Below are 21,774 nucleotides of genomic sequence, written 5' to 3' on the forward strand. Positions count from 1 at the left end.
GAGATTTTTATCCGATACCAACTAATATCAAAACTAACCAAAATTAAATCACCACGCTTTTTCTAACTACCCGAATCATGAAAAAACTACTTACAGTTTATATTCTCTTTTTATCATTGAGCATAAGCGCCCAAGAAATTGAAAATACATATTTACCTCAACCAGGTACAGATGAAAATATTCTCAATAATGAAGATATTGATACTACCAGCGATATTAATTTTGCAGAAGCTGCAGAAAAAAATAAAATACCCCATAGAACTTTTACCAATTTAGCCAACATTTATAACGGTTATTATATTATTGCCGGTGTATTTAGTGAAGACCGAAATTTAAATAAGCAAGTTAAAAAATATACCAAAAAGGGGTTTAATTCTGGTGCTATTGTAAACCCAGAAAACGGATTAAATTACCTATCTCTGGATTACCAAAGTGATTGGGAAAATAGTCTTGCCAAAATAGCTTCTAAATTTGACGGAAAATACAAAGAAGAAGTTTGGATTATGGAAGTCGAAAATAGCCTTCCGGCTATGGAAGATCCAACCAAAGAAGAATTACTCGCTAACAACTCAACCCAAGAGCCTTCTGAGGATAATTATGCCTCTAAAATGGTAGACAGCACACCTAATAAGAGTAAAATAATACAAAGAGCAGATTACTACTTCAATAAAATGTGGTACGCTGAAGCGGCAGACTTATATGAAATGGCTCTGAAAAAGAATGAAAAAAATTACTCCTATGACGTTTTACAAAAAGCAGGAGATTCCCATTATTTTAATACCGATATGGAAAAGGCTTACCATTGGTATAATATTCTTTATGAAAAGTATGAAAAAGAGATGTCAGCAGATAATATATTTAAATATGCCCACTCTCTAAAAGGAACAGGAAAATATGCTAGATCTAAGCGACTAATGCGCTTATATAATAAAAAACTTAAAAAAGAAGACTTAGCTGCAATTAGCAATAAAGGAAAAACTCCTAATGAAATTGTATTGGATAATATTTTAGGAACTACTAAAAACTTTGAAGTTAAAAACCTTGAAATAAATTCGGAGTATTCAGAATTTTCTCCAATATTTCATAGTGACAATAAAATAGTATACGCTTCTGCAAAAGATTCTTCCTTTTTTAGTACAAGAAAATACAAGTGGAATAACCAGCCCTATTTAGATCTTTATGTTGCCAAAATTAACGAAGAATCTCAAGAGCTTAAAGATGCCATTAAATTTTCTAAAAAAATTAATACTAAATATCACGAAGCATCGGTAACATTTGCTCCAGATAATAAGACCATGTATTTTACAAGAAATAACTATGGTAAAAAATTAAAAAGAGATAAAAAAGGTGTAAATCACTTAAAAATATACCAATCTAAACGTATAGATGGAGAATGGACAGAAGCTACAGAACTTCCTTTTAACAGCGATAATTACTCTACTGGTCACCCAGCGCTTAGTCCAGATGGTAAAGAGTTATACTTTGTGTCTGATATGCCAGGAAGTATTGGCCAGACCGATATTTTTATGGTAGAAGTATATAAAGATGGTAGTTTTTCAGAACCAAGAAACTTGGGCCCAGAAATAAATACGGAAAGAAGAGAAATGTTTCCGTTCATTAATAATAAAAAATTATATTTTTCTTCCGATGGACACACTGGTCTTGGTGGTTTAGATGTATATGAAATAGCTTATGAGGAAGAAACGGGCTTTTTAGATGTTATTAATCTAGGACAACCTATTAATAGTAATAAAGATGATTTTTCCTATATTATAAATGAAGAAACTCAAAAAGGATATTTTGCATCTAATAGAGATGGTGGTAAAGGAGATGATGATATATATTCCTTTAAAAATTTAGTGCTAGAAGAAATTCCTGCAAATCAAAATGCAATTGCTGGTGTAGTAACCGAATTAGTTACAGGCGATTTTATGCCTAAAGCATTGGTTGAGTTATTAGATGAAAATAACATTAAGTTAAAAGAAGTAGTAACTGGCGATGATGGTAGTTTTATTTTCGAAGATTTAGAAGCTTCTACTAAATACGTAATTAAAACAACCAAAGGAACTTATTTTGATGACTCGCAAGAAATCACAACTATAGAAAACGATACTGTAAACGTAGATGTTTCTTTACGTAAGTTAAAAGAGATGATTGCTTTAGAAGATGGTATTAAGAAGTTGAAAACAGAAATGATCCATTTCGATTTTGACAGGTCTTATATTCGCCCAGATGCTTCAGAGGAATTAGACAAACTTGTTGAAGTAATGACAGAATACCCTAATATGGTTATTAAAATAGAGTCTCATACAGATTCTAGAGGTAAAAGAGCATACAACAAGTACTTATCTGATAAAAGGGCAAAATCTACTAGAGACTATATAATTTCGCAAGGTATTTCTGCAGATAGAATTGAAAGTGCCATTGGTTACGGTGAAGAAAAACTAATGAATGAGTGTGATGGATCTATAGCATGTACAGAGAAAAAACATTACTTAAACCGTAGATCCGAATTTATTATCGTAAAAATGTAAAAAACAACAAATTCATAAAAGCCACTAATACAATGTGTTAGTGGCTTTTTATTTTTACATCCTAAATACAAATAAGATTTTAAATTTCACAACAAATCCAAGTACATTCACAACATTACAGGGCTAAAAATATACCTTAACCAATGATTTATAGTTATCTATAAACAATAATACTATTTAACCCCAAACCCCAAAAACATGAAAAACGCCCTACTTATCAAAGAAATTTACCTGGAAGCATTTAGAAGTATCGGACACGTATTTGTAAAGTCTTATTTTAAATTGTTTTCCTGGTTTTGTTTTGCCAGCTTGTTTATAGTACTCTATGCTTTCATTTTTAGAGTTTCTACTGGCTTTGCATTCGATTAAAAACACCAACCAACCAGATATAGAAAAAGCGCCTTTAAACAGGCGCTTTTTCTATATCTAGTATTTTGTTCTCGATAAAATCCTAAAAAAACAAAAGGTATATCTTACTTTTTTGTAAGAAAAAAAATGTATTGGCCTATATTGTAAGTTAATGCCCCTGTCGTAAATTACTGATTGTCTGATATTTTTAACCATTCAACATATTTCTAAGCTACGACCTGTTTTCTAACCGTATTTTTTTTCTTTTCAACTAAACAATTATAGGTAATCACTTATATATCAGAAATTTGTAACGAACCTAAATTATTTATCTATGGAAAAATTATTACTCGTTAAACAAATCTATTTTGAAGCTTTTAAAAATTGGGGAAGCCGTTTTCTTAAAAGCTATTTTAAAGTATTCTCTTGGGTTTGTTTTTTTCTTATTGCTGTAACTCTCTATGCTTTAGTCTTTAGAATGTCTACAGGATTCGCGTTTGATTAAAACAAACTTAACTATAAAATAAACGCCCATAAGCTTTCGCTATGGGCGTTTATTAGTTACTAGAAGAATTCCTAACAAAATTCTCGTTGTGCTCTTATATTCCTCTTAAAGAAGTCTATTCTTAATGCTTTTCCTTTACATTAATCCTAACAGTCTTTAGTATTGCTTCTAATTGAAACATATAATCTCTTTTTTCTGTTGCTGGGGCAAAAGTAAACCCTTCTAAAACCAATTGTCTGTTATTCTCTTTATCATCTAAAATATACATTAGAAATGGCCCTGCCATTGGGTAATTTTTAATATCCCAAATACCACGTACTTCGATAGCCTTCATTCCTCCTATTTCTGCAGGAAAAACATTAGGAGAAAAAGCCGGTTCCGTTCGCATGTGCGTAATTTTACCCTCTACATCTGGTCCAGGAATATATTTTCCCCCAATAGAATCGCGCATTCTAACAATATCTTTTACTAAAGTAGAATCGGTTTTAAAACTATTTGCTGGCATACTATAGGCTATAACATTTACAGTCCCTTTAGGAATTAAATGGTCTATCCATACAAAATTATCTTCTTCTCTCCCTACCTTGTATATAGACGGTATGTTTAAACTAATGTCAAATTTATTCTCCAACGCCTTTTCTTTATTCAAAGATCTTAAAAATCTTTTTTGCGCAGCCGTAATTTCTTGTTCTTTAAAAGTTGCTATGATTTCTGCTGCCTTTTTATCTAAGTTGGCTATTATCTCTTCGGTAGTTCTTCCTTTAATAACTCCTATTTTCTGTGGTGTAGCATACATATCTGTTTTAATATGCGCTAAATTCAATGAATCTTGCTGTACATACAAAACGGCTCTTGTTTTTCTTAAAGCTCCTGAAAAAACACTATTAGGCACATTGGTAATATTAAACAACGGCTCATCCCAAGTTAAACCAACCACTGGTGCTGCAAAATGCTGCCTTATCTTATTTCCAACATCTCCATTCCATAAATCATTTTCCACTACAATAGTTAAATTATTAATGGCTCCTATAGATTCTGGTAAATAGCTCTTTTTACTACCTTCTTTACAAGCAGAGAGTACTAAAAATAGTACCATAGAAAATACTCCTAATCTTTTCATTCTTTTGTTTTTTACGATGAACAATCGCATAATTTAAGCTTTGTTCCTAGTTTTAGGTTGTTACCACTAATACCGTTCCATTCTCGTAAATTTTCGATACTAATTCCAGGATATTTTTTTGAAATGGTCCAAAGCGAGTCTCCACTCTTAACTGTATGCGTTTTTATATTTTTGGTATTTGCTATAGTAGCGCTCTTTTTCTTTGGCTTTTTAGAAGACACTACTCCTCGGTTTTTTGTGAAAATAGTAAGCCTTTGACCTACACGTAAATTATTACTTCGCAAACCGTTCCAACGTTTAATCTGGCTTACCCCAACACCATATCGACTAGCAATTTTACCTAAAAAATCGCCGCTACGCACTTTATAGCGTATTTGGTCTTGTGCCTTTACTAATTGTGGTAATGGGCTTTCTTTACTCTTTAATTCTTCTTTTACATGCGCATAAATAGCCTCTTCATTCGCAACAAACTTCCCTAACGCAGCAACTGGTAAGCGTAAAGAATAATCTTTTCCTTTAATAAACGGAATAACATCTAATTTATAAGATGGGTTTAAAAGTTTTATTTCCTCCATATCCACTCCTACCAGTTCTGATATTTGTTTAAAGGTTATTAAACTCTTTACATGTACTGTGTCTGTAACAAAATAAGTGCGATCCGCTTCTTTTGCTTTTAAACCATATTCCTCTGCATACTCAAACAAATACATAGTGGCAATAAAGGCAGGAACATAACCAGCAGTTTCCCTTGGTAAGTTTCTTCTAATGTTCCAATAATTCTTTTGCCCACCCGATCTTCGGATGGCTTTATTTACATTTCCTGGTCCAGAATTATAAGCTGCCAATGCTAAATCCCAATCATCAAAAATACCGTGTAATTTACCTAGATATTTACACGCTGCTTCTGTTGCTTTTATAGGATCGCTACGTTCATCTACATAACTACTAACATCAAGATCATACATTTTACCTGTACCATACATAAACTGCCAAAGTCCTGTTGCCCCAACTCTGGATCTAGCCCTAGGGTTTAAAGCAGATTCCACAATAGACAAATATTTCATCTCTAATGGAATATCGTAATTGTCTAATTGCTCTTCAAATAAAGGAAAGTAAAACTGACTCACGGTTAGCATACGTTCCATTAGACCTCTTTTCCTATTTAAAAAAGACTTTATAACATTTTCTAATGAAGGGTTATACGCTATATTAAATGGCGTTCTCTGGTTTAAGCGTTCTAGTCTTGCTTTTAAAGAATCGGTATTAATCTCGGTTTCATAGGTTATATCTGGATCTAGCGTAGCTACTTCTTCATACATATCCTCAAAAAGAGCATTAGTTTCTAAAAGTTCTTTCATCCAAAGACTATCATATTTAGCCGCATGCTCCAAGTCTTTTAAATCGTACTTAGCTGTATTATCCTTGGTCACTGCTGCTAAGGAGTTATCCTTTATGACATCGGAAGCCTGAATAAGATTAATAGGCTTTGCCTCTAACAATGGTAATGCTGTAGTATCTAAAGGAATATCTTTAGATTCCATAATTTTCACCTCATTTGCAGGTATACTTTGCTCCTCTTGGGCAAGTAATGGCAAGCTAAATATAGATAGAGCAATTCCTAAATAAAAACGCTTTCTTAACACAATCATATAGTAAAGATTAAATACGGGACTAACGAAAATCGCACATTTTTCCGGGAGAATAAAATTTTCTCTCTTAAAATGTGCGATTAAAATTAATTACCGTTTGTCGATAACCACTGTACTACTCTAATATAGCAGCAATACCCGGTAAGGTTTTTCCTTCTAAACTCTCTAACATTGCTCCTCCGCCTGTAGATACGTAGCTAACTTTATCTTGAAAGCCAAATTGTTTTACTGCAGCAACAGAATCACCACCACCAACAAGAGAAAAAGCTCCATTTTGTGTAGATTCATCTATATAATTTCCTAAAGCAATAGTTCCTTTCGCAAAAGACTCCATTTCGAAAACCCCAATTGGTCCGTTCCAAAGAATTGTTTTAGACTTTAATATCACCTCTTTAAAAATTTCTAATGTTTTAGGACCAGCATCTAAACCTTGCCATCCATCAGGAATTTCTCTAACATCAACTATTTTTGTATTAGCATCATTACTAAAGCTATCTGCTGCTAAAACATCTACAGGAATATGTATCTCTACTCCTTTTTCTTTTGCTTGCTTTAGAATATCCAGAGCCAATTCCATTTTATCATCTTCACAGATAGAATCTCCTACTTTTCCTCCTTGTGCTTTGACAAAAGTATATGTCATTCCGCCACCAACAATAAGGTGATCTACTTTATCTAATATATTTTCAATGATGGTAATTTTAGAAGAAACTTTTGCTCCTCCTAATATTGCTAAAACTGGTTTTTCACCTGTTTGCATTACTTTCTCAATAGATTCTATTTCTTGTGCTAATAAAAAGCCAAAACATTTATTCCCTGGAAAAAACTGTGCTACTACTGTAGTAGAAGCATGTGCTCTATGTGCAGTACCAAAAGCATCATTAACATATATATCTCCTAATTTAGAAAGTTGCTCTGCAAAAGCAACATCTCCTTTTGTTTCTTCACTATAAAAACGTAAGTTTTCTAATAATAAAATCTCTCCGCTTTGTAATTCGGCAACCGCTTTTTCAGCAGCTTCACCAACACAATCTTCTACAAATTTTACTTTTACTCCAATAATTTCAGATACTTTATCACAAATATGCTTTAAAGATAAATCTGCATTACGAGTTCCTTTTGGTCTTCCTAAATGGCTCATAAGAACTGCACTACCACCATCTTCTAAAACTTTTATTATCGTTGGTTTTGCGGCTTCAATTCTTGTTGCATCAGAAACATTGAAATTTTCATCTAAAGGCACATTAAAATCTACTCGGATAAGTGCTTTCTTATTTTCAAAATTAAAATCATTAATTACTTTCATCTGTTGAAATTTATTTGTTTTTTAAAGTCAGATGCAATTAGCCATTAAACTCCTTTTAAACGATATTCGGAATCAATATGGCTCATTTCATAGGAATCCTTTTTTTGAATCGTAAAGGTAAATATTTCTGACCTTTAGCTAAAGTATAACAGACAATAATTCTACGATAACGTTATAATTACAGAATAGACCAAAAAAGCTATCTTTGCCCCTATGTTATTTAGTAAAATTTTAGGACTTTCCCATATAAAAAAACACTTGGCTACCAGCGCAGATGCCGGTAGAATTCCACATGCGCAACTGTTTGTTGGCCCAGAAGGCTCCGGTTTACTACCAATGGCTTTGGCCTATGCGCAATATATTATTTGTACCAATACTAACGGAGAGAATGATGGTGTCAATAGCGCTTGCAACATAAAGTTCGATGGTTTAGCACACCCAGATATGCATTTTGCTTTCCCTGTTGCCAACTCTGATAAAGTAAAGAGCCACGCAGTAAGTAACAATTATATGCAAGAATGGCGACAGTTTGTAACCGAACAACCTTATGGTAATTTATTCGATTGGTATAGAGCCATAGATATTGAAAAAAAACAAGGACAAATCGGGGTGGATGAATCCCTTGAAGTCGTTAAAAAACTATCTTTAAAATCCTATGAAGGTGGTTATAAAGTGATGCTTATTTGGATGGCAGAAAAAATGAATATTTCTGCTGCCAACAAACTGCTAAAACTACTGGAAGAACCTCCCAATAAAACCGTTTTTCTTTTGTTGTGTGAGGATGAAGAGCAAATACTACAAACCATAAAATCTAGGTGCCAGATACTCCATTTTCCTCCACTTTCGGAAGATGCTATTGCCAATGCTCTTATTGAAAAGGGAGCAAATAGAGAAGAAGCTTTGCGCCTTGCGCATGAATCTGATGGTAATTTTAATAAAGCTCTAGATTTACTAAATAAAGATTCGGAAGATTTAGTTTTCGAAAAATGGTTTGTACAATGGGTACGTAGTGCCTTTAAAGCCAAAGGGAATAAAGCTGCTATTCACGATCTTATTCTTTGGAGCGAAGAAGTGGCAAAAACAGGTAGAGAAACGCAAAAGAAATTTTTACTCTATTGCATGGCGGTAATGCGCCAAGCCATGCTTATTAATTTTAATGCCGAAGAGCTTGCTTATATGCATATAGAATCTGAAGGATTTCAACTGAAAAAATTTGCTCCTTTTGTACATGAAAATAATATTCTTAGTATTGTTAAAGAATTAGAAGATGCTATTTACCATATAGAACGCAATGGAAATTCTAAATTAATACTAACCGACCTTTCAATACGACTAACCCGATTACTACATACCAAACCCGCCTAAAAAACCCTCTATGGAATCTTTATTTGCCAACGCTACAGAAGTACTTATTTTACTTTTTTTAATCATTACTTTTCTACAAAGTGGTTATGATAAAATGGCCGATTGGAAAGGTAATGTCTCTTGGCTTACTGGGCATTTTGCAGAAACGCCTCTTAAAAATATGGTACCAGCTCTTTTAGGAGTTATTTTGGTTACCGAACTTATTGCTGGTATTTTATGTATTGCAGGTATTTACCAATTATACTGCCAAGGAACATCTTTGTTAGCAATGTATGGTGCAATACTTTCTTGCGTAGTGCTATTAATGCTTCTTTTTGGGCAACGTGTAGCTAAAGATTATGACGGCGCTAGAACTATTGCCATCTACTTTATACCTGCTATCTTTTTAGTTTTCTTGTTACAGGGGTAACTTAAAAAATTATTTTAACTTTTTTGGGTTCTTTATACTCTTCTTCTCATCGCTTTTTAAGCGCCTATCAATCTTACTAATGTCTTCTTCTGGAGCTAAATTTTCAGGCTTAATACCTCTAGAAATTAAAGTACTTCTTACAGATTTATTATTGGTAGTATGTTCCTTAGAAATTTGTCCCTCAGTCTTCATATTTTTTTCTTTAGCATTAAATATGGTAATCTCTGTGGCAAAATCTTTGGCTTTTAAAAGTATTGTAGGCATAAAATCTGCCAAGGGTTTATTTTTTATACCCCACCTGTCTTTCATTTGTTGTGTTGTTCTACCAAACAATGCAGTATCTCCTTTACTTCTAATTAATGCAAAATTTTTATTTCCTCCTGTTTGCTCAAATATTACTTGAGACAATTCTTTTTCGGTAGATTTTAATTTTTCTCTAGCTTGTACTCTTTCATGTTCAAGCATTTGCTTTTCTATCAGTTCTGCTTTTCTTGTTTGGATAGCAAAATAACGTTGGGCAAAAGCAATAGTTTCTTTTCTAGGATCTCCATTTTGAGCTATTAAGTAACAAGCGTATCTTGTCAACATAATATCTGGAATTTCTTTCTTCGCTCCTGAGCCAATTATGACCATTTTGTTGACGTCAACAAAATGGTCATCTATATTCTCTCCAGAAACTTCGCATGCTGTTTTTCCCTTATTTATGATAAGACTAAAATTTCTCCATTCTTTATATCCTAAAAGATGTTGTAAATCTCTAGCCATCCAAAATTCTACTCCATCTGAGGTTTTATTTGCCTGAGATTCGAAATTTTCTGTAAGGCTATATATTATGGATGTTTTCATGTATTAAAAATAATAAAAGTTATATAAAATAAACCCCGAGTGACATAATTGTCGGCTACTTATACTTGAACGGCTCGGGCATGATACTCCCACTAGCTCGTTGCTTTGTTTTTTTAATTATGTTGTATTCTCTTATTTATTGCTTTATGGATATAGTTAAAAATCGAAGCTATAAAAAGAGATAGAATTGAAACGGGGATTATATTCCTAATAAAAAAATTAAATTTCCTTTGATTTGATTCATAAATACAACTTAACTCTGGAGTCTTGGGTGAATATTCCAATTTAATTGAATCTCCTTCTGTATAATTATACAAGCCTATATCTGAATTCGTATAGTTTTTTCCCATTTACAGAATAATCATACTCTACATACAACTCATCATATGTTATGGTTTTCCTACCTTCATATAATTCTTGAACAACTTCATTTTCTTCCAAATATTTAATCTTGCCCCAAGCATATCTAACATCACCATATTCAAAAAAAAACTCCTCTTTTTTAATCCAAAAAGCAAATAATAAATAGCTAACTATACAATTAAGTTAATAACGGTTTTTCTTTTAATTTGGACATTACCAATTATCATTTGATGACTATTCTTGACTTTCAATTTTTAATAAACTCAAAATTATACACCTATTCATTATTTAAAAAGAACTTAATAAATGAAGCTTATCGAAGTAATTGAATACTCTTTTGCCAGTTTTAGCGGCGCCTGCTAGCTTGGGCATCATGCTTTTACCAAAAAACCTACTCTACATGCAACCAAGCTTTTCTATTTTCTAAAATAGAAGTCGAAGGTTTCTTCCCATTTTTTTCGATTAGGAATAATGTATAGGTAGGGTTCGCTTCCAATAGTACTGTCGTGGTTTTTTCCTGTCCAAAACGATTGTAACTTACTTTTAAGCTATCTCCCACTTTGAAGGTTTCTATATAACTCGTAAAAGATGTTCCGTTAGGAAAAGACTTCCCATTAATTGCAGTAATGACATCTCCTTGGTCTAATCCTGCTTTATATGCTGGACTTCCTATTTTTGGATTACTCTTTACTACGCCATTTAAATCCTCCTGTATAGCAGCGGAAATTCCAAAATAAGGTGCTTCTAAATTTTGATGCAATACCACACCTACGGCTTCTAATAAGGTTTTATAATTAGGCATATTACTTTTATAAATAAAATCATGGAAGAATGTATCGCCAAAATCTTTTCCTGCATAGCCATTCAGTGTCTGTTGTAACTCTTTAATGGTATACGGCTTTTCTTTTTTGCCATAGGTTTGCCATACCAATTTCATGTAATCATCTAAATTTAAACTCTTTTCTCTTAAAGAAAGGTCTAAAGCCAAACCAAGTGTGCTACCGTAAGAATAGTAAGAGATAAAGGTGTTTTCTCTATTCACTGGATCTACAGATTTTGCAGCATCTACAAACGGTGCCTGATAACTCATCTCGATAGGGTTAAAAAACGTTCTTGCAGGCGAGTTCCAAACATAATTAAAAGTACCCGTGAGTCCTTCTACATATTCTTCAGGAGTAATTAGTCCTGCTCTACATAGAATAAGATTGGTATAGTAACTGGTAAAACCCTCAGCGAACCATAATTCTCCGCTCATATTAACTTCTTCAAAATTAAAAGGTTCTAATGTTTCGGGACGAATACGCTCCACATTCCATGCATGAAAAAACTCATGAGATACGGTGCCAATATTACCTTCCATTCCTCCATCAGCTAGACTTCTAGTACTCGTTAAAATGGTAGAATTTCTATGTTCCATACCATCACGCGACGCATTGGGAATATAACAGGCCAAAAACGTATAGTTACCATAATCAAAATCGGGCAACTCGCCGAACACTTCTCTTTCTGCTAAAACCACTTTTTTTACTTTTTCAAAGTATGCATCGGTTTCTTGTTCCGAACCATTATGGTGTAACGCTAATTGAATAGTTTGTTTGTTTTCGTTGGATGTTACATTGAATTCTCGTAAATGAAAATTGCTTATTTCGGTCGGAGAATCCATAAAATAATATAAGTTCGGAGCAGAATATTTGGTTCCAGAAACTAAAGATAATTGGGTAGCAACTTTCCAAGAAAGGTCATTCCGCACATTAAAATTTACTTCGATTGCTCTAGATGCATATTCAGAAGAATACATAAAAGTCGCTGGAATATTCAGGTGCGCATGTGTTTCATCTATTTGCGAATAAGTACCATCGCCTCTATTGGCAAAAAGAGTATAACTAATAGTCACAGCACCATCATGACCTACAATTTGCCATGCATATAAATTTGGGCGTATCACTTTTAAAAGCTCTCCTTTGCTATTGAATGCCTTAAAATTATATACGTTTTTAGCAAATTCGTGTAAAGCATAACGCCCTGGAGAAGTTCTGCTCATACGAACACTTAGTGTATCGCTTTTAATTTTAGGGAAATTCACTTTTATTTCTGCCTCATGGTGTGCAGCATTCTCAAAAGAGATTTCATAAGTGTTGGTTTGCGCCTGAATGATTAGACTAACAAAAAAGATGGTAATAGTAGTAAGAAAAAATTTCATAATAACGGAGTTTATGTAAACGAATATACTGCATAAATTACGATATAAACCTCTCTAAACTTTGCAAATACATAGATTGGCAAAAGCATTACGCTTGTAAAAGTGCTTTAAAACGGACTTAGCTGCATCATTTTTAACAGTAAAACAGAAATAAAAGTAAACCCTTCTAATTGTTTTGAACAAAAGATGAAGTGCAAATGTACGAGCATAAAAAAATCCCACTAATTTTTAATTAGCGGGATTTTTTTATGCTTTAAGAGTAAGGGGTTTACTTCTTATAATTGTCGTTTAAGATTTTAACTACTTGGCTAGTTAAATTGTTGGCATCTGTACCATAAAGCACACTACCACCTTCACCACCACCCAAGATGTATGCGTATCCATTTGCTTTACCATAAGCAATAATCTCTTTTTTTACTTTGCTTACAATGCTATCCATTTCTACTTGTCCGGCTGCTTGTAATTGTTGGTCTTCTTGTTGTAACTGTTGGCCCATAATCTGACCTTTTTGCTGCATTAAACCGTACTCTTCTTGCGCCGCTTTCTGAGACATTTTTTGAGCCTTCATCTGAAAAGCTTGAGCTTCTAACTGAAAAGCTTGAGAAATACTATCTCTTCTTTTTGCTAAAGCTTCTACTTTTGTCTTAAATTTTGCTTCAACTTCAATTTTCTCTTGGTATTCATCCATTAGCTTTACATTATCTACATAACCTATCTTCTCTTGTTGACAAGAAGCCATTCCTAATACAGCTAATACTAATAAAATCTTTTTCATTTTGTTCTCTTTAATTTTTTCTTACTACAGAAATTATTTTTCTGCTGCGCTAAAATAACAAAGCTTTTTAAATTGTATGCCTTTATAAACAGAATTGTTAAACACCGGAGTTTATAAACCTAAAACTCACAAAACTATCGCGATAGTTTTTGTTTATTGTGCATTACTTTTGTAATAACATATTTCTATACTTAAAGAGTGCCTGAAACGGCATTTTACGACGCTTTAAAAAACTCGCTCCTATTTACACATCTTGTCTCCTAAATCACCTACAAGGACCTTTAAAACAAGAATTACATCTTTTTAAGTACATAAATAACAGAGGAACATTCTTTATTGAAGAGTGCACGACAATTAGACCATAAACCTACAGCAAAAGCACGCAAAACATTTTTGCTTCCGCTTTTATGCTCCTCGGAAAGTAGTGCCACGTAAAAAGAATCGAACCACATAGGTTTGGTTTTTATAACTTTCATTTTATGCGCCAAAAATATTTTAGAAATAGAAGTTCTAGAAAAATGCCAAAGGTGTCTTGGCACATCATAAGCTGCCCAATTTTCTTTATACCATTTTGCATCGAAAGATTTATAGTTTGGTACAGCAATGATTAAAGTTCCATTTTCGGCAAGTACGTTTTTTAAATTTTCTATTTGTTTATCTAAATCTGGAAGATGCTCCAAAACATGCCAAAGTGTAATAACACTAAATTTCTTGTTTTCTAATTCTGAAAAATCAGGATACAGTGTAACTCCTTTTTCTGCTGCTTTTGCAATTGCGGTAGTATTAGGTTCCATTCCACAAACTTGCCAACTGGCATCTTTTGCTCCCAATAAAAAATCTCCTGTGCCGGCACCAACATCTAAAAGATTTTTATTTGTGCTACTGAATGAATTTATAAGTCGCACCTTTTTTTTAATACTATACTTTTTTACAACCTGATATATTTTATCCATTGTTGTTTTAGAAGCATCGGAATGCGAAATATAATTTTCGCTTTGGTAATAAGCATCTAAATTTTCTGGTTGCGGTATGGTAACCAACATATCCAATTCGGAGTTATGTTTTAATTGAAACTCTTCTCCTGTGATTAAAAAATCTTTAGTTTTTAAATACGACTTCATTATAATTATGGGTAGACAAATATTCTTTTTTCAAAGCACGAAGATACTTTAAAACAGCTTCTCTAGAAAGCGAATTAATCTCCAAACAATCTTTTTCTAAATCGCTATACACTTCAATAGCCAAATACCAATTATCACTTCTTGCCATTGTTGGCTCTGCAATCTCGGCATCTTCCAAAGTCCCGATTGCAGCATTGAATAAAATACTAGTTACGACAGGAAATAAATTAATTGCTTTATCTGGAATTTCTACTTCATAAAAAGAAAAGAAATATTGCTCGCCATTCATTTCAAAAGGAATATCATCATACACATTTTCATGCTCTAGATGATATTTAGTATTTACATAATCGTAAAATTGATTGGCTTGTTTTGGGTCTTCGAAAATAAACATTTGCCTTCTAGACAAGCTCCTTTTAAACTTTTTTCCTTTGGTAACATTATAGTCCGAAATGCTCGGAGCAATTCTTAAAGGAATACATGAATTTAGAAAAAGTACAACAAAAAATAGGCTTAAGTATTTCTTCATTTTATAGGCAGTATTTAGGACAATTCCTACATCAAAAACTAAGCCAAAATAAAATTTATTAAATTGTTCCACGTGGAACAATTTAATTTTTACTTCTAATTTCTACTCCCAAAAATTCGGACAATGCCAATGCCTTTTCTTTAGCTTGTTCTAATGAAGATGTTCTATACACTGTAAAATCCTTGTTGCCTCTAAAGAACTTAATTATAAAATTATCTCCTTTACGCTCCTTACCCATAGCCGCAACAGAACCCCATTCTGCACCTTGCTTATACTTTGCAGAAAACACAATTACATAGTCTGGATAAGCAACAGATAATTTAGATTTAAAAAGGGTGAATCCGAATAACTTAAAATGTTTATAATTATTAAAATCTCTGCCGATTTCAAATGTCACCGCATAACCAACAAGTACAATAGAGAGAATTCCTAATATTATCTTTTAATTCAAAGGTCCTGAATTAGTAATCCAAAGATATAATGCAAAAGTCAATAGAATAAAACCAAGTATCTGTATCGTTAATGGTTTCTTTTGTTCAAAAAAGAGAGAACTTATCATCTACCCATAAATACTAAAAGCACACTAATGTCACTTGGTTTAATACCACTAATTCTAGACGCCTGAGATATGGTTACGGGTTGTATTGCCGTAAGTTTTTCTCTAGCCTCATAAGACAAAGATTTTAATTTGGCATAATCGAAATTAGCAGGAATCTTTACATTCTCTAATCGCTGTAATTTGTCTGCGTTCACTTTTTCCTTTGCAATATAACCTGCATATTTAACCTGTACTTCTGTCTGTTCTAACACTTCTCTGTTCATACTATGCTCCTCCACAAAACTAGAAACTTTGTCTAGTTTCAACATGTGGTCCATAGTGACTTTTGGTCTAGAGAAAACCTTATACATCTTATCCGATTGCTTTACTAAAGCAGAATCTACACTCTCTAAAATTGGGTTTATATCCTCAGGAACAACACTTGTATTTTTAAAGAAATCTACAAATAAGTTAGACTTACTCTCCTTCTCTTCCATTTTAATTAAACGGTCTTTACTCGCAAGTCCGAGTTCATATCCCTTGGGTGTTAAACGTAAATCTGCATTATCTTGACGCAACAAAGTTCTGTATTCTGCCCTAGATGTAAACATACGATACGGCTCTTCTGTACCCTTAGTAATTAGATCGTCTATTAATACTCCGATATAGGCTTCATCTCTTTTTAGAATAAACTCCTCCTTATTATTAATCTTTAAGTGCGCATTTATTCCTGCCATTAATCCCTGAGAAGCCGCTTCCTCATAACCTGTAGTTCCGTTAATTTGACCAGCAAAATAAAGGTTCTCTATATTCTTAGTCTCCAAGGTATGTTTCAATTGTGTTGGCGGAAAATAATCATACTCAATAGCATAACCAGGTCTAAAGAATTTCACTTTTTCAAATCCGACTACGGTACGTAACGCTTTAAATTGAATGTCTTCTGGTAAGGATGTAGAGAAACCATTTACATAAACCTCAACCGTATTCCAACCTTCTGGTTCCACAAAAATTTGGTGGCTATTCTTATCTGCAAAACGGTTTATCTTATCCTCAATAGACGGGCAATATCTAGGCCCCAAACTTTTTATTCTTCCGTTAAACATAGGAGACCTATCGAAACCCTTACGTAAAACATCATGCACCATTTCGGAAGTATGGGTCATGTGACAATCTCTTTGATTCGTTAAAAAAGCAGTGTCGGTATAGGAAAATTTCTCTGGTCTAGCATCTCCAGGTTGTACAATCATTTTAGAAAAATCTAAAGACCTACCATCTACCCTAGGAGGTGTACCGGTTTTCATTCTTCCGCTTTCAAAACCTAAACTTACTAGTTGTTCTGTTATTCCCGTAGCCGCTTTTTCACCAGCTCTACCACCACCAAATTGTTTTTCCCCAATATGAATTAGCCCGTTTAAAAATGTGCCATTGGTTAAAATAACCGACTTACTTTTAATTTCTATCCCTAAAGATGTACGAACACCTGTTACTCTATTTCCTTCTATAATTAGACTAGAAATCATTTCTTGATAGAAATCTACCTTCTCTGTTCCCTCTAACATTATCCGCCATTCCTCTGCAAAACGCATACGATCGCTCTGCGCCCGTGGACTCCACATTGCTGGCCCCTTCGACTTGTTCAACATTTTAAATTGAATAGCAGACTTATCTGTAATAATTCCGCTATACCCTCCAAGGGCATCTATCTCGCGGACAATTTGTCCTTTTGCAATTCCTCCCATAGCAGGGTTGCAAGACATTTGTCCTATGGTTTGCAAATTCATTGTTGCCAACAAAGTTTTAGAACCCATATTAGCCGCAGCCGCAGCCGCTTCGGCACCAGCGTGCCCACCTCCTACTACAATAACATCGTATATTTCTCCAAACATATCCTATTGTTCCACGTGGAACATTTTAATTTTTTCTTCTTCTTTAGAGCGCATTAAAGCAGCTTCTTCTTCTGATTTATCCTTATATCCTAAAAGGTGTAATAAGCCATGAGCCATAACCCTATGCAGTTCGTTCTTGAAATTTACATTGAACTCAATGGCATTCTCCTTTACGCGTTCCACAGAAATAAAAATATCCCCTCCAACTATTTTTCCTTCTGTATAATCAAAAGTTATAATGTCGGTATAGGTATCGTGATTTAAATAATCTTGATTAATATTTAGAAGATAGGCGTCATCACAAAAAATATATTCTAATGCCCCTAGTCGGAAACCCTCAGATTCTAAAACACCAATAAGCCATTCATTATAAACAACACTATCTATCTCATCAAAATTAGTCTCGTAATTAAAATTAATCATTCTCCTTAAAGTATATTTTTACTCGATTTTTAAAAATGTGGCGCAAAGGTAAGCTTTGTCTGTTCAAAATCTCCGTTTCATAGTGATAATTGTCTAATAATGAGGGTTTCGTATTAATTGGATTACTAAAGTCCTGTTTACTAGTATTACTCTCTCTTTCCGATTTCTTTCCCTTTTTTAAGGTTGCATTTTCTAACTTTAATAATTCGTATTCTATAATATTGGCCTTACTCGTAGTGCGTTGCGTTATACCATTTTCTAACAAATCGTTTTCAAAATCTTGCATTTGACGAAGAAGTTTTTCACCAAGCTTTCTGTCTCCCGAATTAAGCATGTCTTTCAACTGTTCTTCCAATGCCTTTCTAATGGTTTGTTGGGATTGGTAAATTTCATAGATTTCCTTTAACTCTGACTCACTCATACCACTTCCTTGTCCTTGACCAAACTTTCCTTCTCCACCTTTATTTCCACCCTCTTTTCCTTTACCATCGGATCCAGTATTTCCTTCGCCAGATTTTCCATTTGGACCTTCTCCAGGATTATTACCTTCTTTTCCTTTTCCCTTACTTCCTTGGCCTCCTTGTTTTCCTTCACCAGATTTTCCGCCAGGTTTCCCTTGTCCCGGTTTACCACTACCATCCATTTTCTTCTTAAGATCCCCTTGCGCTTTTATAATATCTGGTAACTGAAAACCTTGTTGACTATCTCCTTCTCCTTTTCCCATCTTCATGCTCTGCTGCATATTATCCAAAACATTAACCAAGAAATCGGACAAACTATTTGCAGCTGTAAGCACATACTTTTGATTAGACACTCCCTGGTATGTTCTACCATCTGCAACATTCTCCAAGGTCTTATCTATATTATAATACACCTCTGTTATTTGCTCATTTACAAATTCTGAAAGTTCTTCTCTACGCAAGGACAAAGCAAACAAACTATCGTCTACATGCTCAAACAACAATCGTAATTCTTGCTGCTCTCTAATACGACTACCAAACTCGGTATCGGTACCCCTATCGTAATTCATACCTCTAAAAAGGTCTTCTTGCTTAAAAGAAAAGGTTACTAAATTATCTAAAATTTGTCGTAGCATTTGAGCATCCTCAGCAATACTAGAACCTCCTCCACTAGATGACGATGCCGCCTCTTCCATGGACTCACTCATCTCCTTCATCTTCTGCGCAGCTGATTTCTGTTTTTCAGAGGCCTCTTTTTGATTTTCAGATTTACTCTCTCTATTCTCTTGTTCTTTCTTTTCTTCTAAGGCTTCTTTAGCTACCTTTTGGTCTTCCTTAATACTTTCCTGTTTCTTAGGGTTAGTATCTAAAGACATCGGTTTTTTTAGAGCTTCATTATCTAACTTTAACTCATTCAATTCCTTAGCAATAGCATTGAAATCTTTACTTAACTCTTCCTGACTTCTTAATGATTCTTCTTCCTTTTTAACCTCAGAAAGTTTCTCTTGTTTTTCAGAAAGTGCTTTAAGATCATTAGCTAATTGACTTATTTTTTCTGTTACATAATACCTTTTAGTAAGCTCTAATAACTGCTCTAAATTACGTTGACTATTCTTTTGCTTTTTACCCAGCTCCTCTAATTTCTTGGCTAATTCTTCCTTGTTAATTTTATCTGCAACTTTACCCAACTCTTCCAACAAATGTTCATTCTTTTTCGCCTGTAATTCTTGTCTCTCTAAACGTTCTTGCAACAACTTATTCTGTTCGCTATCCGGATTTCTCTTCTCCAAATTATCTTTTAACTGTTTACTAAATTTTTGCATTAAAGATTCTTGTTCTTTTTGATTCTTTAAAAAATCTTGAATCTCTTTTTTCTCATTAAAATTTAGACTTTTATTCTCCTTTTGATCTCTATTTAATTCCTGTAAAGCCTCCTTTTGATCTTTTACCTTTTCCAAGGACTTATCTAAATTGCTTATTATAGCCTTTTGTGAATTTAACTCTTTGTTAATCAATTCTTTGCGATTCAAAAAAGTGAAATTAAAGGTTTCACTTTTTGTCGTCTTACCACCGTGAATAGCATCATTATCCACTACCTGAAAATAAAGCCTGTATTCTTTTCCTTCCTCTATTTGTAAACCAGATGGAAAGGTATAATAGAAAGGATGGTAATTAGAGTTAGGAGTATCTAAAACCACAGATTGTACTGTCTCTTCTTTTCCTTCTTCATAACAGAAAATCTTTAAATCCTTTATCTTATAATCATCTGTAGCATTACCAATGAAATAAGCAACATTTGGATTTAAACTATCTAAAACCTGCGTAACTTTAATGGTAGGGTTTGCATCCTTGACCACTTTAAAACTATAAGACAACTTCTCGAATTCTTTAATATTTTTGTTAGATGTAGTAAGTAGATAATGATGACTAGTAAAAACACGTTTTGTAAAGCTATGCATCCCCTCTTTTAATATCATAGAAACAGTAGTATCCTTTGTTACAATCTCTATTTTATTTGCATTTCTTCCTTCTACATTCCAGGTAACTTTAGTTCCTTCTGGAAAATTGGCGTTGCCAGTACTCTCCATTACCTCAGAAGGTAATTCCGTATAAGAAGGATAGTGCAAGACCATTTTAAAATTTTCTATAGAAGGTATTTTTAAAGCTTCTAGATTATATATTCTAGACTGTACTTCGTTTGCTTTAAAATAAAACTGTTGATTAGATAATGGCGCATTAAACGTATATTGGTATTCTCCGTTTTGCTCTTGTAGCAACATTTCTTTATCCTCTACCACTATATAAACCTCTTCTGGCTTTACTTCACCAACCACTTGAATATTTACCGTAAAATCTTGATTTTCTAATACCTTTAAATCTTCCGATAGTAAGCTAAAAGAAAAAGGCGCAGGAGGTTCGTATGCCAAATCATAATTTACCACTCTTTTATAAGAGCTAAAATAGGAATTCCAATTTCCTGTTAAACCAATTACAAGAATCAACAAAAGAGGAATTCCAATATACTTTACAGACTTAAAAGCCTCTTTAAAATTTACGGCATTTACAAACGGTATTGGCTTTAAATTTTCACTCCTTTGTTCTATACTCGCCAAAAGCAATTCTGATCTATTAGGGTCTTCGTCTAAATCTAACAAATTATAAAGGGTATCCCCTACTTCCGGAAAATGTTTGCCAATTAAAATAGAAGCTTCTTTATTATTTATTCCCTTTTTCAATTTGAATAAATAAAACAAAGGAATACATATATACCGAACAAAAAGAAAAACCGCTACCGCAATAGATAAAATAAAAAGTAGGAACCTCCCTGTAGAATTAAGCCATAAAAAATACTCTATTCCTAAGGCTCCAAGAAAAAAAAGGAGTCCCAATGCTATAAATAGCAAAGCCCCTTTAATAAGCATATTAGAATAATACTTACGTATAAAGAGGTTTATCTTATCAAGAATAACTTGGTAATTATGCAATAGCTATTATTTTAATTCAAAGTTACGAAAAAAGCCCTTTGGGGTTTAGGGGTGTTAAACCTATCTTTACGACTTAAAATAAAAGTTAATGTCTCAGAGCAAAGTTCGTGTGCGTTTTGCACCAAGTCCTACAGGACCTTTACATATTGGCGGAGTACGTACCGCATTATTTAATTACCTATTTGCCAAAAAACATGGCGGCGATTTTATTCTTAGAATAGAAGATACAGACCAAAACCGTTATGTAGAAGGCGCAGAACAATATATTATAGATGCTCTTAATTGGTGTGGTCTTTCTTTTGATGAAGGACCAGGAAAAGAAGGAGCCTTTGGACCTTACAGACAAAGTGAACGTAAGCCTTTATATAGAAAATACGCAGATGAATTAATAGAAAAAGGCATGGCTTACTAT

Annotated in this window: 18 protein-coding genes; 6 read left to right on the forward strand and 12 right to left on the reverse strand. The window is 33.5% G+C overall.

Going from position 1 to position 21,774, the window contains the following annotated elements:
* Positions 1-77: 77 nt before the first annotated feature.
* From QZZ51_RS05995 to QZZ51_RS06000, 3 genes are all read left to right on the forward strand, one after another.
* A complete protein-coding gene (locus tag QZZ51_RS05995; RefSeq protein WP_291867301.1) occupies positions 78-2,534 on the forward strand; it encodes an OmpA family protein in 2,457 nt (818 codons plus the stop codon).
* Positions 2,535-2,732: 198 nt separating this feature from the next.
* The gene (locus QZZ51_RS16630; protein WP_366511949.1) at positions 2,733-2,903 is read left to right on the forward strand and encodes a DUF6747 family protein; all 171 of its coding nucleotides are present in this window, start codon (positions 2,733-2,735) and stop codon (positions 2,901-2,903) included.
* Positions 2,904-3,216: 313 nt separating this feature from the next.
* Entirely contained in the window at positions 3,217-3,387 is a 171-nt protein-coding gene (locus QZZ51_RS06000; RefSeq protein WP_291867303.1) for a DUF6747 family protein, read from the forward strand.
* 121 nt (positions 3,388-3,508) lie between these two features.
* Here QZZ51_RS06000 and QZZ51_RS06005 read toward each other — a convergent pair whose 3' ends face one another.
* From QZZ51_RS06005 to QZZ51_RS06015, 3 genes are all read right to left on the reverse strand, one after another.
* Entirely contained in the window at positions 3,509-4,507 is a 999-nt protein-coding gene (locus tag QZZ51_RS06005) for a DUF4837 family protein (RefSeq protein WP_291867305.1), read from the reverse strand.
* Between the two features lie 11 nt (positions 4,508-4,518).
* Positions 4,519-6,156 (reverse strand): LysM peptidoglycan-binding domain-containing protein, encoded by a 1,638-nt coding sequence (locus tag QZZ51_RS06010; protein ID WP_291867307.1) that lies wholly within the window; start codon positions 6,154-6,156, stop codon positions 4,519-4,521.
* 115 nt (positions 6,157-6,271) lie between these two features.
* Positions 6,272-7,462 carry a phosphoglycerate kinase gene (locus tag QZZ51_RS06015; RefSeq protein WP_291867310.1) on the reverse strand — a complete coding sequence of 397 codons (1,191 nt, stop codon included), beginning with the start codon at positions 7,460-7,462 and terminating at the stop codon, positions 6,272-6,274.
* 213 nt (positions 7,463-7,675) lie between these two features.
* Here QZZ51_RS06015 and QZZ51_RS06020 point away from each other — a divergent pair, with 213 nt between their 5' ends.
* The gene (locus QZZ51_RS06020; RefSeq protein ID WP_291867312.1) at positions 7,676-8,827 is read left to right on the forward strand and encodes a DNA polymerase III subunit delta'; all 1,152 of its coding nucleotides are present in this window, start codon (positions 7,676-7,678) and stop codon (positions 8,825-8,827) included.
* Positions 8,828-8,837: 10 nt separating this feature from the next.
* Complete coding sequence (locus QZZ51_RS06025) at positions 8,838-9,236, forward strand: DoxX family membrane protein (protein ID WP_291867316.1); 399 nt, start codon at positions 8,838-8,840, stop codon at positions 9,234-9,236.
* Positions 9,237-9,245: 9 nt separating this feature from the next.
* On the opposite strand, the gene dinD is transcribed toward QZZ51_RS06025, so the two are convergent.
* The 9 genes from dinD to QZZ51_RS06070 form a co-directional block, all read right to left on the reverse strand.
* Positions 9,246-10,082 (reverse strand): DNA damage-inducible protein D, encoded by an 837-nt coding sequence (dinD, locus tag QZZ51_RS06030; protein ID WP_291867318.1) that lies wholly within the window; start codon positions 10,080-10,082, stop codon positions 9,246-9,248.
* 754 nt (positions 10,083-10,836) lie between these two features.
* Positions 10,837-12,645 (reverse strand): PDZ domain-containing protein, encoded by a 1,809-nt coding sequence (locus QZZ51_RS06035; protein ID WP_291867320.1) that lies wholly within the window; start codon positions 12,643-12,645, stop codon positions 10,837-10,839.
* Positions 12,646-12,913: 268 nt separating this feature from the next.
* Positions 12,914-13,420: an OmpH family outer membrane protein gene (locus tag QZZ51_RS06040; protein WP_291867322.1), complete on the reverse strand. Its 507-nt coding sequence runs from the start codon at positions 13,418-13,420 to the stop codon at positions 12,914-12,916.
* A gap of 293 nt (positions 13,421-13,713) precedes the next feature.
* The gene (locus QZZ51_RS06045; protein ID WP_291867324.1) at positions 13,714-14,541 is read right to left on the reverse strand and encodes a class I SAM-dependent methyltransferase; all 828 of its coding nucleotides are present in this window, start codon (positions 14,539-14,541) and stop codon (positions 13,714-13,716) included.
* A complete protein-coding gene (locus QZZ51_RS06050; protein ID WP_291867325.1) occupies positions 14,519-15,070 on the reverse strand; it encodes a hypothetical protein in 552 nt (183 codons plus the stop codon). Before QZZ51_RS06050 ends, QZZ51_RS06045 begins: the two co-directional genes overlap by 23 nt.
* 82 nt (positions 15,071-15,152) lie before the next feature.
* Complete coding sequence (locus tag QZZ51_RS06055; protein ID WP_291867328.1) at positions 15,153-15,467, reverse strand: hypothetical protein; 315 nt, start codon at positions 15,465-15,467, stop codon at positions 15,153-15,155.
* A gap of 158 nt (positions 15,468-15,625) precedes the next feature.
* Positions 15,626-17,494 (reverse strand): tRNA uridine-5-carboxymethylaminomethyl(34) synthesis enzyme MnmG, encoded by a 1,869-nt coding sequence (gene mnmG, locus QZZ51_RS06060; protein WP_291867329.1) that lies wholly within the window; start codon positions 17,492-17,494, stop codon positions 15,626-15,628.
* 3 nt (positions 17,495-17,497) lie between these two features.
* Complete coding sequence (gene ybeY / locus QZZ51_RS06065) at positions 17,498-17,917, reverse strand: rRNA maturation RNase YbeY (protein ID WP_291867332.1); 420 nt, start codon at positions 17,915-17,917, stop codon at positions 17,498-17,500.
* On the reverse strand, positions 17,910-21,113 hold the full coding sequence (locus QZZ51_RS06070; RefSeq protein WP_291867335.1) for a hypothetical protein: 3,204 nt from the start codon (positions 21,111-21,113) through the stop codon (positions 17,910-17,912). Before QZZ51_RS06070 ends, ybeY begins: the two co-directional genes overlap by 8 nt.
* A 337-nt stretch (positions 21,114-21,450) precedes the next feature.
* Here QZZ51_RS06070 and QZZ51_RS06075 point away from each other — a divergent pair.
* Positions 21,451-21,774, forward strand: a 324-nt coding sequence (locus QZZ51_RS06075) for a glutamate--tRNA ligase family protein (protein ID WP_291867337.1), incomplete at its 3' end; no start/stop codon positions are given.

It is taken from the genome of Maribacter sp. (genome assembly GCF_016744255.1).
Taxonomy (GTDB): Bacteria; Bacteroidota; Bacteroidia; order Flavobacteriales; family Flavobacteriaceae; genus Maribacter_B.

Excerpts from the sequence above, each read along its gene's own strand:
- ybeY (WP_291867332.1), bottom strand. The coding sequence starts at position 17,917 with ATGATTAATTTTAATTACGAGACTAATTTTGATGAGATAGATAGTGTT.
- QZZ51_RS06005 (WP_291867305.1), bottom strand. The coding sequence starts at position 4,507 with ATGAAAAGATTAGGAGTATTTTCTATGGTACTATTTTTAGTACTCTCT.
- dinD (WP_291867318.1), bottom strand. The coding sequence starts at position 10,082 with ATGAAAACATCCATAATATATAGCCTTACAGAAAATTTCGAATCTCAG.
- QZZ51_RS06045 (WP_291867324.1), bottom strand. The coding sequence starts at position 14,541 with ATGAAGTCGTATTTAAAAACTAAAGATTTTTTAATCACAGGAGAAGAG.
- QZZ51_RS16630 (WP_366511949.1), top strand. The coding sequence starts at position 2,733 with ATGAAAAACGCCCTACTTATCAAAGAAATTTACCTGGAAGCATTTAGA.
- QZZ51_RS06000 (WP_291867303.1), top strand. The coding sequence starts at position 3,217 with ATGGAAAAATTATTACTCGTTAAACAAATCTATTTTGAAGCTTTTAAA.
- QZZ51_RS06035 (WP_291867320.1), bottom strand. The coding sequence starts at position 12,645 with ATGAAATTTTTTCTTACTACTATTACCATCTTTTTTGTTAGTCTAATC.
- QZZ51_RS06015 (WP_291867310.1), bottom strand. The coding sequence starts at position 7,462 with ATGAAAGTAATTAATGATTTTAATTTTGAAAATAAGAAAGCACTTATC.
- QZZ51_RS05995 (WP_291867301.1), top strand. The coding sequence starts at position 78 with ATGAAAAAACTACTTACAGTTTATATTCTCTTTTTATCATTGAGCATA.
- QZZ51_RS06010 (WP_291867307.1), bottom strand. The coding sequence starts at position 6,156 with ATGATTGTGTTAAGAAAGCGTTTTTATTTAGGAATTGCTCTATCTATA.
- QZZ51_RS06025 (WP_291867316.1), top strand. The coding sequence starts at position 8,838 with ATGGAATCTTTATTTGCCAACGCTACAGAAGTACTTATTTTACTTTTT.
- mnmG (WP_291867329.1), bottom strand. The coding sequence starts at position 17,494 with ATGTTTGGAGAAATATACGATGTTATTGTAGTAGGAGGTGGGCACGCT.
- QZZ51_RS06050 (WP_291867325.1), bottom strand. The coding sequence starts at position 15,070 with ATGAAGAAATACTTAAGCCTATTTTTTGTTGTACTTTTTCTAAATTCA.
- QZZ51_RS06020 (WP_291867312.1), top strand. The coding sequence starts at position 7,676 with ATGTTATTTAGTAAAATTTTAGGACTTTCCCATATAAAAAAACACTTG.
- QZZ51_RS06040 (WP_291867322.1), bottom strand. The coding sequence starts at position 13,420 with ATGAAAAAGATTTTATTAGTATTAGCTGTATTAGGAATGGCTTCTTGT.